We start from the raw sequence: 14,543 nt of genomic DNA on the forward strand, positions 1-14,543 counted from the left end.
TCCATTAAACTTTAGATTCTGTTCTAATGGCTGGAGGATATTCTGGGCAACGATAATGTTGATCTAACTTCAACAAAGTATGTAATAAAATATTTGCGCCTTGAATGCAATGTTCAGGCGTTGTGTACTCGGTTTCAGAATGGCTGATGCCGTTCTGGCTGGGGACAAAAATCATACCCATATCGGTAATGCTAGCGATAATTTGGGCATCGTGGCTGGCGCGGCTGGGCAATGATTGAGCCGGTAGCCGTAGTTCATCGCACACCTGGGCAATGGCATTGTAAATGTGGGAATTAACGGGAACGGGTTCGTTGCGGAGTTGTGGCTTGATGTGAATTTGGGTTTGGGTTTGGGTGGCGATCGCATCCATTGCTTCCTCCAACTCTGCCACCATGGCATCCAACCGTTGATTCGACAGATCCCGAATATCCAGGGTCATTTCCACCCGACCCGGTATAGTATTCGCCACATTGGGTGATAGCTGCATGGCACCGACCGTAGCTACCTGTTCACCGTAGCCATCACCGGTTTTATTACCGAGGCGATTCACCGCCAAAATAATTTGGGAGGCGGCCACCAACGCATCTTGGCGCATGGGCATGGGCGTTGTCCCCGCATGGCTAGCGGTGCCATCAATCGTAATCAAATAACGACGCTGACCCACAATGCCAGTGACTAAACCCATGGAATTGCCAGCAGCCTCCAGCACGGGTCCCTGTTCAACATGAAGCTCTACAAATGCAGCCAGACCATCCGTATCGCGTTTGGCTGAGGGCAGTTGTGCCCAGTCTCCACCAATAAAATTCACCCCCATATCAATGGGTTCATAGTGGGGATGCTCATAAAAGCTCGGCTCCAGATTGGCTTTACCCGCCATGGCCTTACTCCCAATCATGGTGCGTTCTTCATCGGCAAAGACGATCACTTCGATGGGATGATCGGGACGAATGCCCTGGTCATACAGAGTGCGAGCAACTTCTACACCCGCCAGTACGCCGTAGGTGCCATCGTAAATACCGGCATTGGGCACCGTATCCAGATGGGAGCCCGTTGCCAGAGCCGGGGCTTGAGGAAAACGGCCTGCGTAGCGACCAATCATATTGCCCGCAGCATCAATGGTGACGGTCATGCCTGCCGCTTCCATCCAGCTGCGGACTAGTTGTCGGCATTCACGGTCCTCTGGGCTAAAGGCAAGTCGCCGTACCCCACCATTGGGTAAGGCTCCAATGGCTCCTACATCGGTCATCATTTGCATGAGGCGCTCCCCATTGACCGTCAGTGTATCGGCAGGTGCGATGTGAGTAGATGCAATGATGTTCAACATAAGTGGTGTGTCCAGCCAAATAAACTCGACAAGCTAGTAGCAGTGAGTGATCACTCCAACCTTAACTTGTTTAAATTATTTTTATTTTATAAATGCTTATGTCAGGTATCTGTAACGCCAGTTACCCCGAGATGATGGTGGCCCACCCAGTACAGGTTGAGAAATTGATTAGAGCACTTCACCCACCATGGGGTTTTCCTTGAAATGAAACCCTATGGGGTTTAATAAAACAGCTAACACTGTGGTCACAATTTAAGGAGAGAGCATCTATGGCTGATAGCGGAACTAAAGTCGTATTTATTTGTGGTTCAGCCCTACGGGGACAACCGGATCATGGCAATCTTCAAGCTGCCACCTTTGTAGGAGAGGCGAAAACGACAGCCAGCTATCGACTGCATTCTATCAAAGATGGATGGCATCCAGGCATCTATGCCGTGGACTCGGGAGGCATTTCGATTCCCGGTGAACTGTACGAATTAACGGCGGAGCAATATGACTATCTGGTGTCTACGGAGCCGCCGAACATGTATCCGGCAGAGGTGAGTTTGGAGGGTGGAGGACGTGCGATCGCAATGCTATACCCCCAAGCTCTTATCGAAGAAAACAACTGGCCCGACATCTCTCACCACGGCAGCTGGACTGCATACAAAGCCTCTCAATCGTAATCGGAAGGTGGGGGGTGCCCACGCCATTCAAAGCCATCTAAAAACAGATCTCTCGTAGAAGAAACATGAGCAAAGTACTCATCAAAGGTGGCCGTATCGTCACCGCCGTTGACGACTACTCCTGGTAGACTACTCTCTCTTTGAGGGCCGTGAAGTGCAGGGCAAAGTGAAAAAAGTCTTTTTAAGAGGAGAGATGATCGTTGATGGAGATGATTGGCTGGGGAAAGCTGGTATGGGACAGTATCTTAGCCGTGCCGCCTCAGGTCGATTTTTATAAAACCTGCCAGGCAGGTTTTATAAAAATAAAGGCGGATAAGTACACGGTGTAATTTCTACAATCGTTCTGGTCACAAGGGCTTATGGAGACTCCTAAGGAAATCGCATTGCATGTCATGGAAAAGGATGACAACCATAGTGACGGGAAACTTCAATCCATTAGACATCTGATGATGTGTGCGCGCATGACCCAGGAAGGGGTCTTCCAACGTGAGCGTGAAATTAGCTTTTACGAACACAGAAAGCTGTTAAATCAACAATTAATTGAGTCTGACAACGAAGCGCTGATCCTCTTAAACGCAAAAACTATTGTTTCTCAGGTCCTATATGAGACTGATATTCCATCGAAAAATGATGTACAAGCTGTGGAAACCTACAAAAAGGTAGTGGATGAATATTCCCACTATCTAAAGGTGTTATCTCTAAGTGACCCGCTAACTCCTGAGACCCCAGTAGATAGGGGCAGACGTTCTTCAGGCGGCTTCTAGCTAACAAATATAAGAAAATATAAGAAAAGGGCGCACAGACTGTGCGCCCCCAAAGAAGTTTTTGTAATTGGTATATCCGCCCTGATTGTAAAACTTGATTAAGCAATCGTTTTCCTACGGTTCCGCTTAGCCATCCAGGCAGCAGTCCCTAAGAAACCTAGAACAATTGACGGCTCTGGCACATCCTGCACATCGCTATCATCAACTGTGGCCAATAGCTGTGGAGTACTTGATGATACAGAGGTCGTGGGTGAAGACGTTACACCAGTTAGTGTGGCCGTTGAAGTTGACTTTGTGGCAGTCCAGTTTTCGGTCGCGGTGACCTCTTCCTTAGTGGCCTCTTCCTCGGTGGCATAAGCTCTAGTAAAAAGCTGCTCTTCCTGACCATCCGTTGTTGCCCTGGCACTCAGTGTGCCCCCAGTGACATCAAACGATATGTCATCCGCTGAACCATTGGGATTGAAGCTTAGAAACTCAGTGTTGGCGGCAAAAGTAGTGTTGACCGTTGCCAGACTCAAGGTTTCTAAGGATGGATTGATCTGCTGCACAAGTAATGCAGCCTGGCGGAGACCACGGATAGCATTGCTGGTGTCTTCACTAAATTCAATTGCAGAATTAGCGAGCAAATCACCCGTAACGGTAACCAATTCGCTGAGCACAACACCGATGCCATAGCTAACATTCCCCGTTAGGCTACAGTCAGCTAACAAACAGCTACTGGCTACCTTCTCTGAATAACCATTAATGAGCACAGAATTGGCCTGATTGTCGTAGGTGATATTAAACGGGCTAGGATTCTTGGGGTTACCCGCTACGTCAAAAGATTCAGACTTGAGGATGCCTTTGCCAGTAAATTGAGTGATGGTAAAGAGATCATCAATGGACTGTAGAGCTTGCTCAGATGTCAGTTCAAAGTCACCCAGCAAAGAGTCCAGTGTGGCTTCGTAGGAATTACCTAGTGCCGCACCGATAAAGTCATAGCCAAGCTCGATCTCACCATCGGTAAATTGATCGGGGTCATCTAAAACGATGAAACTGCCTGTAACATCATCTGCATCAATATTAAAACTGTCTGGTAAGGTAACGCCCGCCCATGTGAGCCCTGCTAAAAATGGGCTAACTCCTACGTCGGCAGATGTATCTAGCTGAAAATTAAAAGATAGGGTGCTTGCATGGGCAGGTGCACCAGCTATTAGGCCTATGGCTGAAAGGGTGGCTCCAGCAGTAATGATTATCTTATTCAAAGTGCTCACGTCTCCACGTAAAAGCAGATTACGGTTTCCAGGTGTCCCCATATTCGCCTTTAGCGTAACTAAATTACTTTGAAGTTATTTAGAAGTTATTCCTGGTTTTTCCTGAAGCTTTAGTTAAACGACGACTGTTACTGTTCGTTACAGTTGCAGTTCATTACATATTTTTCGCTTTGACACAGCACTCGCTGTTCGTAACCTCCCGCCATTCCTAAAGGATTGCGATAGGCTTGGAGCATGTTCATATGTGGGAGGTCAGTTTGATGGCTCGATTTGCAATGGCAGCCCTATTGACGGCTGTATCTGTAACTGGTTTGACCGGGTTAGCGTTAGCAGAAGATGTGACACGTCAGCCTGAGACGATGCCGGTGGTGGCTCAACTTCAACTTCGCGATCGCACCGTAACGATCACCTCCCACCCCGAGGGATACCTTTACTCAGTCGCTGACGAGTCAGGTGCCGTTCTAAACGCTGCATTAACCGAACAAGAAATTGCCGAGCAATATCCTGATCTCTTCGATCTGTTGCAGCCTGCCGTAGCCGATGATGGCAATGCTGAACTGATGATGCTCGCGCCCATCGTCCAATAACCTTCTAAGCAAGCGTAAGCTTTGTAACAAGATGCCGTGGGGGATAAAAACACTGCATAAGATCGAGGCATGATGGCTAAGCCCAGCTGTTTCTGTATCCGGTGAACGGCCATGGTGAAAAAACTCGTTCTTCTCTGTTTAATCGGAATTATGGGAGTAGCTGTGTTTTTGGGTCCCCAGTGGGCCTTCGCTTCGCCTGACGCCACACTGACAACACACTGGATCGCTCAAATGGAAACATCTTCTGCCAACGTTCCCCAAGAACAACCCAGTCAAAAGAATACTAATCAACAAGACACGCAGCCTGCTGCTGAGAAAACACCCCCTAAACAGACAACAACTGAGCAGCAATCGTCTGAGCGCTCTCAGTCTAAACCGTTTAACCCCTACGATATGAAGGCACTTAAACGATTTGATGCCGGTGACCATCGAGCTAAATAGATAGATCGAATATTGCAAGATAGTCACAAGTTGTTTGGGGTAGGCACGAGGCACTACCCCTACAAGTATTTATCAATTATCCCTTATCCACAGGTGGCTGCGCCGCCATTGTCCATCTCGACGACACATTCAGGGGGAGGCACACATTGTGGAGCATCAAAGTTAGCTGGCGCTGGTAATGGCTTGGCGGGCTCGGCACAGGGTTCACAGCCGTTGCTTCCCACCTGGAACTGAGTCATCATGTCATGATCTTCATGCACCAGATTGTGGCAATGGATCATGTATTTGCCTTCGTGGGGGCCAAAGCGACCAATCATTTCCACCGTTTCAAAGTCATTGACAAAGAATGTGTCTTTTTGCCCCTGCTCATAGGGGGCAACCGGAGTACGGCTGCGGCTCAGTAAACGGAAGTGACCCAAATGAATATGGATGGGATGGACCCAACCCCCGGTTGCGGTGAATCGCCAAATTTCCGTGGCACAGGGGTCAACAAAGGCATCGACTCGATGGGGGTCCCAGGCTTTACCGTTAATCAACCAGCGACCAGCTCGATCAAATCGGAAGTTCCGTTCCGCTTTCACTTCGGATAATAGGGTTGCCATGGGGGTCAATGTTGTCAGCCGCTCTGGTAATGGAGGATTGTCTTGGGCTCCTCCACTCACCTGGAAGCACATGATCTGAGTGCTGCGCAGGTTACCGTCTATGTTGCCAAAGAAAATTGGGTTGACTAGCAGTACCTCTTTACCTGCATAGTCGGCAAAATCAATCACAAACTCATACCGTTCAGCCACCCCTACCCGCAGGTTATCCGTGGTAACGGGGGCACTCAATAAGCCGGAGTCACTGGCAATCACCTGTAACATCACGGGCTCCAGGGAACCATCGCTATGTTTGACCCGAGCCTCTAAACTTAAGGTGCGTGATGGGCCGCCATTTAAGACTCGAAACCGGTATTTACGATTTTTCACCGCTAGCCTGGGCCAGGGTACACCGTTAACCAGAACAACATCGTCATAAATGCCTCGATGGGCTCTGTCGTTGAATACAAGCTCACCCTCGGGGGTCAGACGCTTATCTTGAATAATTAGGGGAATGTCATAGTCTCCTTGGGGGAGCAGTTGTTGGTCATCCGGATTACAGAAGTCTTGGGCGTCGTATTCAACAATGTACATGCCGGCTAAACCCATGTAGACATTGCGGGCCGTGTGCTCAATAACGTGATCGTGATACCAGAATGTAGCGGCTCTATCGTTAGGGTAATAATAGTCTTTATAGTGCTGGGTTGGAATAATATCTTCGGCATACCCATCGTATTGAGGTAACGATGCTACACCGTGTAGATGAATGACGGTGCTGATGCCCCTGCCCTGATCATCATTGCCCAGCTGATTAACAAAACGTACTACAGACCCCGTATCTTGGCGTTGTCGAATCAGTGGCCCTGGCACTTGCCCGTTATAGGTCCACATGGTGGTTGGTTTACCGGGTAAAATCTCCACCTGGGATTTTTGCATGGTGATGGTATAGCCATCTAAGCCAGATGTGACTGACTTAGACGGCAGCACCTGCATAGGTTCAAAAGGACGATCAAAAAGAGGAAGATCAGGACTAAAACGAGGAGTGATGAAAGGTCCTGGCGGTTCTCCCATGCCATGGGGGACACAGTCTCCAGCAGCGGCCAGGGCATAGCCGCCTCGACCCCAAGCAAATAAGCTGCCAGCACCCAGTAGTCCTAGTCGCAACGCATCCCGTCGTGTGAAGTCCATCTGACCCTCCACTGTATTTTTAGATTTGTTTCTATAGGGGATAAAAATTAACCCTGAGCCAAAACCAAACCACATCTAGACTTGTAGTTTTCATTTACAAAAAACTACAGGTCTAGAGATGGTTTGCTGTCTTATATGCCTGTTTTAACCGCTTATGGGCACAATGGCGTAGAAAAATTGAGAAAACTCAATCTTTAGCGGTATCACTCCGTTACAGAGGTCGGTAGAGTCAGCGTAAATTCTGTACCTTGATTAGGGGCAGAGTTAACCGTAATTTGCCCGCCGTGGGTTTCGACAACAATTTGTTGCACAATGGCTAGCCCCAGGCCGGTTCCTTTGCCAATCTCTTTTGTAGTATAGAGGTGATCAAAAATCTGCGACTTAATGTCCTCAGGCATGCCTGCGCCATTATCAATAAAATGGATGATGATTTTCCCCTGGTTGAATTCGGTCTTAATGGTGATCTGGTTAGGGGTGGTTTCCAGGGCTGCGTAATCTTGGTATTGGCTTTTTTCGTCTAGTGCGTCAATGGCATTGGCCAAAAGGTTCATAAAGACCTGGTTTAACTGCCCTGGAAAGCAAGTGATTTCAGGACAGGTACCGTAATGCTTATGCACCTGAATGGCTGGCCGTTGTTTATTAGCCTTCAGGCGGTGTTTGAGAATTAGTAGGGTACTATCCAGGCCCTCGTGTAAATTAAAGGCGACCTTGGTTTCTTTATCGGCACGGGCAAATGAGCGCAGACTAACACTAATGTTACGAATGCGATCGCATCCCGTTTCCATCGATGTCAGCATTTTAGGAACATCCTCTAATAGGTAATCCAGTTCAACGGCGGCAGCATGGGCAACTATTTTCTCCGTAGGGGCCTGTTGACGATAGAGGGTTAGATGTTCTATCAGATCCGATAGCGCGCGTTTGAGCTCAGTAACATTGCCACCGACAAAACCAACTGGATTATTGATTTCATGGGCAACACCTGCCACTAAATTGCCGAGGGCGGACATTTTTTCCTGTTGAATCAGCCGTAGCTGAGTGTTTTGCAGCTGTCTGAGCGCCTGTTCCAATTCTTGATTCTGTTGATTTATTTTGACTTCAGCCGCTTTGCGCTCGGTAATATCGATTGCCCGTGCAAAATTGTACTGTTCGCCTTCAAACTCTAAAAAGTTAGCAACAACTTCCACTGGAAATATATGCCCATCCTTCGTTTGGTGAAACGTTTCCAACCGTTGGTAATGACGCTCTTTGAGGGCTTGCCAATGGGCAGGCCATTCACGTTGAGAAAATGTGGGGGTAATATCCCACACCGACATGGTGGTTAATTCTGCTTGAGAGTAGCCCAATTTTTGACAGGCCGCTTTGTTGACCGAGAGAAAATGTCCATCCTTATTCACCCAAAAGCAGCTGGTAGCAGTATGATCAATGGCAAACTTGGCCAGGCTCAGTGCTTTTTCAGTGGCTTTACGCTCACTGATATCCTGAATTAGACCTAAGGTATAGATCGCATGCTCCCCCTGCAGTTTGACCAAATAGACGGTTGTCTCTGCCCAAAAATAGGTACGATCTTTACGTAGATATCGCTTTTCCAGGGTGAAACTATCTACCTCCCCGCTATACAGACGTTCCATCGCTTGACGAGACGCTTGGATATCCTCTGGATAGGTGAGATCACCAAATGTCATCTGCAATAACTCTTCTCGGCTATAGCCGATCATTTGGCAAAAGAGTGTATTGACATTCGTAAATTTTTGAGTGGTCATGTTGGCTTCAGCAAAGCCCACAGCCGCTTGCTCAAATGCTGCCTGGGTACGGGCCTGACTTAACTGAAGTTCAGCTTCAACCCGTTTGCGATCGCTAATGTCACGAAACACAACAACACTGCATTCTCGTTCTGCAAAAGAAAGATAGTTAACCGTGATTTCAGCTGAATAAACCCGCCCACTCTTGGTGAGGTGTTGAGATTCAAGAGAAACGCTTTGTTTCTGTTTAATGGTATTCCAAAGCTTTTTCCAATGCTTCAGCGAGAAATTAATGTCAATATCGGGTACTGATAAGGTTGTGAGTTCTTCAGATGAGTACTCCAGGATGTTGCAAGCCGCTGTGTTAGCGTAGAAACATTTAGCATCTTCATCCAGCCAAACGATGCCGTTGGCTGCATTATCAACTGAAAACTGAGTCAGCAGAAGTTTGTTATTGAGTTTAGTCAGTTCTTCTGTTTTTTTCTGTTCTAATTCATAGAGCTGATTAACATGCCTTAGTTGTAAATGAGTGGCAACCCTGGCTAATAATTCCGGTTCTTGAAATGGTTTACTAATAAAGTCAACTGCTCCCACTGAAAAGCCTTTGACAATACTTTCAGTATCTGATAGGGCCGTAATAAAAATAACGGGAATGTGGGATGTACTGGGATTGGCTTTAATTTGTTGACAAGTCTCGAAGCCGTCAAGTCCTGGCATTTCAATATCCAGCAGGATCAGGTCTGGCACAAAAGACCGTAAACGGTGGATAGCCCGCTCGCCACTAATGGATGCTGCTACCGTATACCCAGCTGAAGCTAAGACCTCTGTGAGTACCTCTAAGTTCTCAGGTCTATCGTCAACAGTTAGGATTTTACCACTATCCAACATGGGTGATTTCGATAGCTCTGTGGGCCTGTCATACGGTTTTATTACACATTGGGTACTAGCAGTTTTACTGCAAAGCACTCATTTTTCAATAGTTCCCTATCGCAAATATAATCATCACCTCAATGTGGTTTGACAGCCAAGAGGTTCTTAAGGAGGGATTGCCTATTTGCAATAGGCAGCAGATTTAAAGCCCAATCACTTAGAAAACATAGATGTTTAATGGGCTTTAGCAGAGGGGGCAATGCCGACATGTTTCTATTAAGACGATGATCTGAGGTAGTTAGGTTCCATCGCTCTATATTTTTCAGGTAATTAGCGAACAAATCTGATAATTCTTTGATAAAAGTATTTTTGTAAGGACATCTAAGCAAACCCTAAAAAAACTGGTGGTAAGTTCTCAACACTCCGGCAGACTAGGTATGTTGGAAAATAGTTATACAGAGCATTGACACTATGGTTTGGCAGCGTCCTGATGGTCGGCAACCGAATGAACTGCGTCCAGTTAAGTTCGAGCGACGTTTTACCCGTTATGCGGCTGGGTCAGTCTTAGCCCACTGCGGCAATACTCAAGTGCTATGTACGGTGTCAGCGTCTGAAGACGTGCCTCGCTGGCTGAAGGACTCAGGACAAGGTTGGCTCACGGCAGAATATCGGATGTTGCCCAGTGCCACCCACACCCGGACAAGGCGTGAGCTGATGAAACTATCGGGTCGTACCCAAGAGATTCAGCGGCTGATCGGTCGCAGTTTGCGGGCTGCCCTAGACTTAGAGGCGTTAGGGGAAATAACGCTGACGGTAGATGCGGATGTGATCCAAGCTGATGGCGGTACTCGCACGACGGCGATCACGGGGGCTTATGTGGCCTTAGAAGATGCGATCGCCACACTCATGGCCAAAAACACCCTGCAAAGCTCACCTTTAAAGCATCAGATTGCTGCTGTTTCTGTCGGTCTGTTAGAAGGCGATGCGTTTCTCGACCTCAATTATCCAGAAGATGTTGCAGCCGACATTGATTTTAATGTGGTGCTCAATGGGGAATTGGGGTACATCGAAGTGCAGGGAACTGCTGAGGCTGAAAGCTTTAATCGTCAACAGCTAAATCAGATGCTGGATTATGCAGAAGTGGGCATTAAGCAGCTGATGGTGCTGCAAAAAGAAGCGCTATTGCAAGATTAATTTAATCGGCGGATGGGCAATGCCCATCCGCTGGTTCTATTCATTGATCACACTGCCGGGGCTTTGTTGTCTGGCAAATTTAGGGAAAACGCAAAGATTGCGATCGCTATAGTTAACCCACCTGCCACCAAAAAAGGCATGCCATACCCAAAGGTGACCAGTACGCCGGAAACAGCAGGGCCGATGGCATTGGCCATACTCAGGTAAGAAGAATTGGTACCGAGGGCTTCACCCTGTTCATCTTTAGACGTGCGTAGCGACAGGAGTGAATCGATCAGCGGCATCGGAAATGCATTGACAATACCAAAGAAGAATAGCAATACCCAGAACGCTTCAATGGTAGGGAACGACGGATAAAGAATCAGCAAAATTCCCCGCATAATCAGGGCAGTCACCAGCAGTGTGACAAGATTCATCCGTTTCCGCAGAGGCCCTAATAAGAACACCTGGGATAAAAACGCTAGAACGCCAAAGAATACAAACGCAAATGCCAGATTCTTGGTATCTTGCCCCAGCACCGTTAAGAAGAAGGGCTGAAACGCAAAGGTAAATACGGTGAATGTGGCCCCATTGAGAAAGGTCATCAGGAAAATGCGACCGACCAACGGTTTGCGGAAGGAGGTGGCCAGGCGGCCAAAACCAAAGTCATTTAGGGACAGGTTGAGTTTGCGATCGCACTCTGACGATGGCCGTGTTTCCGGCAATACCGCAAAACAGAGAATCGCTGCCACCAGGGCCATCAGGGCTGACACCATAAAACTCATACCCAAAGGCGTGATACCCGGTATCGGGGGTAACGTCTGGGCAAAATAGGCCAGTGGCGGCCCCACGACAAACCCCAGTCGAAATATGCCGCCAAAAATTCCAAAAGCTTGGGTCCGCTGCTCCGGGGTTGTAATATCGCTGACCACCGCCTGGGCTACAGAATTATTACCCCCTGTTAGACCATCCAGCATCCTGGCCAGATACAGCCACCAGGCAAAGGGACTGACCGCCGCCAGCAGGTTAGCCACCACCGTGCCCAATAAGCTAATTACCAACAACGGCTTACGCCCAATGCGATCCGATAGCCGCCCCAGAATCGGGGTACCCAAAAACTGAGACAAGGAAAACGCCGTGGTCAGCAGACTCGCCGCCAGATCACTGAGACCAAACTCTTTAGCATAGGGGTACAGCGTTGGAATAATGATGGTAAAACTGACGGAGTTAATGAACGCCACCAACGTGACAATCCAAAACTGCAGCGGCAGGCGCGACTTGGCAGCCATAAAAGCAAAGACGTAAAGTTTTGTAACCTTGTTAGAATATCAGGATGCCTGGTTAAGCGCTAATCAGGAATTGTTTTGAGTTACTAGTTTTTAGTTCTTAGTTAGTTAAGTTAGACACGTTAAGTCATTAACAAACTATGGGAGACAATGCCTCAAAACAAAGAATGAGCAGCCAAGAACTAAGAACCAGGAACCAATAACCATCCAATAATTTAGTTGACGGTCTAAAAAAGAGTAAGCTAGAATCTCGTCATTGAGTTTTTCACAAACTTTTCTTGTCATGAACGCAGTCAAGCAGCTATCACTACACAGTCTAACTAGCCTCGGTGGGCTAGGACTGCTGCTGCGCCTGGCGCATACTAACTAGATTTCACCCCAATCCATACGATAGGCAGGCTTTTTCTAACCCATCCATTACCCAACGTTTCTGATATACGAGAATCTTTGAGTTTTGGATGTCATACCTGAAATCATAGGACGACCATTTCACCCAGGTTCTTCCACTTTTGGAAGAGCCCCATTGCTGAAATGAAAGCGTTCTCTTAGGTTGTCTCCCTAGCCTGCCTATCTCCAAAATCTCCCACGTCTATCGATACCCTATCCCCTCATGGGAGGGGCTCCGGGGTGGGTTGTCCCTTGCGCAATTTTTCGAGCTCTCAACATCAATCCTTCTGCTCTTTAAAGGAATTGTTGTGGCTTGAGAGGTTTAAGTCTTTTTGCCTGTAAACATTGTTGCTCGCAGACTTTACCCACACCGCCCGTTGGGCACCCCTCCCAAGAGGGAAACGCAACAGCATCCTTTGCATGCTCTTCCCGAGAAAAGGAATTAAACAACCAACCATTAAGCACTCACAAAAACCATTATGTTGAAGCATCCTGCCCACAAATACCGTCCGTTTCAACCGATTCAGATTGACCGCACCTGGCCCAGTTGCACCATTACCAAAGCCCCCACATGGCTCAGCACCGATTTACGTGACGGCAACCAGGCCCTGGCCCAACCCATGTCGATTGAGCAAAAGCTGCACTTCTTTGAACTGTTGGTGCGCATTGGCTTTAAAGAAATTGAAGTAGGGTTTCCATCAGCCTCGGCAACAGAATTTGAGTTTGTCCGACGACTGATTGAAGAAGATCGGATCCCCGCAGATGTCACCATACAAGTCCTCACCCAGGCAAGGGAATCGCTTATCCGTCGAACATTTGAAGCATTGCGAGGAGCTAAACAGGCAATTGTCCATGTGTATAATGCGACAGCTCCCGTATTTCGCCGCGTTGTCTTTGGCAACAATAAGACAGAAACCATTGAACTAGCTGTGTCGGCTGCCACCCTGATTCGGCAGCTGGCCCAACAACAACCAGAAACGGTCTGGCGATTTCAATACTCTCCTGAAGTTTTTACATCCACTGAACTACCCTTTGCCCGAGATATTTGCAATGCAGTCTTGGCCGTGTGGCAACCCACACCCGACGCCAAAGCGATTATTAACTTACCAGCCAGCGTTGAAGTCGCTACACCCAATATATTTGCCGATCAGGTGGAATGGATGCATCGCCAGTTAGACTACCGTGATGCAGTGGCCCTGAGTGTCCATCCCCACAATGATCGAGGCTGTAGTGTGGCAGCGGCAGAGCTGGCCCAAATGGCAGGGGCGGATCGAGTGGAAGGCTGTCTGTTTGGCAATGGCGAACGTACCGGCAATGTGGACTTGGTGACGTTAGCGATGAATCTCTATACCCAGGGCATTCATCCGGGCCTAGATTTTTCGCAAATAGATCAGGTGGCCGAGGTGGTTAAGCGATGCACCCAGCTACCCATTCATCCACGGCATCCCTATGTGGGTGACTTGGTCTTTACAGCCTTTTCTGGGTCTCACCAAGATGCCATCAAAAAAGGATTTGCTCAACGACAGCCGGGGGACTACTGGGAGATTCCCTATTTTCACATGGACCCGGCAGATGTGGGTCGCTCCTATGAGGCCATTGTGCGGGTTAACAGCCAGTCAGGAAAGGGGGGCATTGCCTTCTTGCTAGAGCGAGACTATGGCGTTGTTCTACCCAAGGCTTTACAGGTGGAATTTAGCCAGATAGTACAGCAGGTTATGGATAGTACTGGCGACGAAATGTCATCGTCTGCGATTTGGCAGTTGTTTTGTAACACCTATGGAGCAGCACCGGGGCCATTGGGGCCATTGGGGCCATTGGGGCCATTTGTCTATCAATCCCATCACCTGGAAACGTCAGGTGATAATGACCAGGTGCAACAGCTAGTGATGCAGGTGAGTTACGACAACCAACCGCTATGTTTGCAAGGGGCTGGCAATGGTCCCATCGATGCCCTAGTGGCAGCTCTGCGGCTTAGGGGCTTTGACATCGAGATTGCTGATTATGAGGAACGGGCGCTGCATGCAGGGAGTGGTGCCGAGGCCATTGCCTTGGTTGCCATCACTGGCCCAGAGCCGTCACAGACATGCTATGGCATGGGCACCCATCGCAACATCACCACAGCCTCAATCTTGGCTGTGCTTAATGGTCTTAACCGTTTACTGAATGCACAGGATCAAGCTGGGCAAGATCAGCAATCGCTTAGCCTCTGCGTTTAATCACCATCAGCCATCGTTCCCTGAGTAAAGCTTAGGGAACGATGGCTAATATCAATCCCTAGAAAATTAACT

At 48.2% G+C, this 14,543-nt stretch carries 11 protein-coding genes; 6 read left to right on the forward strand and 5 right to left on the reverse strand.

The genetic code is table 11. The features are described 5' to 3' along the window. Positions 1-4: 4 nt before the first annotated feature. Positions 5-1,324, reverse strand: a complete 1,320-nt coding sequence (locus U2F10_RS10255) for a Zn-dependent hydrolase (RefSeq protein ID WP_499871941.1) — start codon at positions 1,322-1,324, stop codon at positions 5-7. A gap of 269 nt (positions 1,325-1,593) precedes the next feature. Between U2F10_RS10255 and U2F10_RS10260 the strand changes: the two genes are divergently transcribed. After that, a complete protein-coding gene (locus tag U2F10_RS10260; RefSeq protein WP_499871942.1) occupies positions 1,594-1,989 on the forward strand; it encodes an allophanate hydrolase-related protein in 396 nt (131 codons plus the stop codon). A gap of 359 nt (positions 1,990-2,348) precedes the next feature. Continuing rightward, positions 2,349-2,753, forward strand: a complete 405-nt coding sequence (locus U2F10_RS10265) for a hypothetical protein (protein ID WP_163699648.1) — start codon at positions 2,349-2,351, stop codon at positions 2,751-2,753. A 98-nt stretch (positions 2,754-2,851) separates the two neighbouring features. Here the strand turns inward: U2F10_RS10265 and U2F10_RS10270 are convergent, their stop codons facing one another. After that, positions 2,852-3,997, reverse strand: coding sequence for a PEP-CTERM sorting domain-containing protein (locus tag U2F10_RS10270; RefSeq protein ID WP_499871944.1), 1,146 nt, complete (start codon positions 3,995-3,997; stop codon positions 2,852-2,854). Between the two features lie 269 nt (positions 3,998-4,266). Between U2F10_RS10270 and U2F10_RS10275 the strand changes: the two genes are divergently transcribed. Both U2F10_RS10275 and U2F10_RS10280 read left to right on the forward strand, forming a co-directional pair. Further along, positions 4,267-4,593, forward strand: a complete 327-nt coding sequence (locus U2F10_RS10275; protein ID WP_163661783.1) for a hypothetical protein — start codon at positions 4,267-4,269, stop codon at positions 4,591-4,593. A 111-nt stretch (positions 4,594-4,704) separates the two neighbouring features. Then, positions 4,705-5,034, forward strand: a complete 330-nt coding sequence (locus U2F10_RS10280; protein WP_499871946.1) for a hypothetical protein — start codon at positions 4,705-4,707, stop codon at positions 5,032-5,034. Between the two features lie 83 nt (positions 5,035-5,117). Here the strand turns inward: U2F10_RS10280 and U2F10_RS10285 are convergent, their stop codons facing one another. Together U2F10_RS10285 and U2F10_RS10290 are read right to left on the reverse strand one after the other, a co-directional pair. Next, a complete protein-coding gene (locus tag U2F10_RS10285; RefSeq protein ID WP_499871948.1) occupies positions 5,118-6,800 on the reverse strand; it encodes a multicopper oxidase family protein in 1,683 nt (560 codons plus the stop codon). 203 nt (positions 6,801-7,003) lie between these two features. After that, positions 7,004-9,427, reverse strand: coding sequence for a PAS domain S-box protein (locus U2F10_RS10290; protein ID WP_499871950.1), 2,424 nt, complete (start codon positions 9,425-9,427; stop codon positions 7,004-7,006). A 453-nt stretch (positions 9,428-9,880) separates the two neighbouring features. On the opposite strand from U2F10_RS10290, the gene rph reads away from it, so the two are divergent. Then, on the forward strand, positions 9,881-10,603 hold the full coding sequence (rph, locus tag U2F10_RS10295) for a ribonuclease PH (RefSeq protein ID WP_163666459.1): 723 nt from the start codon (positions 9,881-9,883) through the stop codon (positions 10,601-10,603). 47 nt (positions 10,604-10,650) lie between these two features. Here the strand turns inward: rph and U2F10_RS10300 are convergent, their stop codons facing one another. Next, complete coding sequence (locus U2F10_RS10300; RefSeq protein ID WP_163666457.1) at positions 10,651-11,871, reverse strand: MFS transporter; 1,221 nt, start codon at positions 11,869-11,871, stop codon at positions 10,651-10,653. Between the two features lie 863 nt (positions 11,872-12,734). On the opposite strand from U2F10_RS10300, the gene leuA reads away from it, so the two are divergent. Continuing rightward, the gene (leuA, locus tag U2F10_RS10305; RefSeq protein ID WP_499871952.1) at positions 12,735-14,471 is read left to right on the forward strand and encodes a 2-isopropylmalate synthase; all 1,737 of its coding nucleotides are present in this window, start codon (positions 12,735-12,737) and stop codon (positions 14,469-14,471) included. The last annotated feature ends 72 nt before the right edge of the window (positions 14,472-14,543 follow it).

The organism is Leptothoe sp. EHU-05/26/07-4 (assembly GCF_043421015.1).
In the GTDB taxonomy this organism is placed as follows: domain Bacteria; phylum Cyanobacteriota; class Cyanobacteriia; order Phormidesmidales; family Phormidesmidaceae; genus Leptothoe; species Leptothoe turfae.

Bases quoted from the DNA above. Each gene is read 5' to 3' on its own strand.
- U2F10_RS10255 (WP_499871941.1), bottom strand. From the start codon at position 1,324: ATGTTGAACATCATTGCATCTACTCACATCGCACCTGCCGATACACTG.
- U2F10_RS10260 (WP_499871942.1), top strand. From the start codon at position 1,594: ATGGCTGATAGCGGAACTAAAGTCGTATTTATTTGTGGTTCAGCCCTA.
- U2F10_RS10265 (WP_163699648.1), top strand. From the start codon at position 2,349: ATGGAGACTCCTAAGGAAATCGCATTGCATGTCATGGAAAAGGATGAC.
- U2F10_RS10275 (WP_163661783.1), top strand. From the start codon at position 4,267: ATGGCTCGATTTGCAATGGCAGCCCTATTGACGGCTGTATCTGTAACT.
- U2F10_RS10280 (WP_499871946.1), top strand. From the start codon at position 4,705: ATGGTGAAAAAACTCGTTCTTCTCTGTTTAATCGGAATTATGGGAGTA.
- U2F10_RS10285 (WP_499871948.1), bottom strand. From the start codon at position 6,800: ATGGACTTCACACGACGGGATGCGTTGCGACTAGGACTACTGGGTGCT.
- U2F10_RS10290 (WP_499871950.1), bottom strand. From the start codon at position 9,427: ATGTTGGATAGTGGTAAAATCCTAACTGTTGACGATAGACCTGAGAAC.
- rph (WP_163666459.1), top strand. From the start codon at position 9,881: ATGGTTTGGCAGCGTCCTGATGGTCGGCAACCGAATGAACTGCGTCCA.
- U2F10_RS10300 (WP_163666457.1), bottom strand. From the start codon at position 11,871: ATGGCTGCCAAGTCGCGCCTGCCGCTGCAGTTTTGGATTGTCACGTTG.
- leuA (WP_499871952.1), top strand. From the start codon at position 12,735: ATGTTGAAGCATCCTGCCCACAAATACCGTCCGTTTCAACCGATTCAG.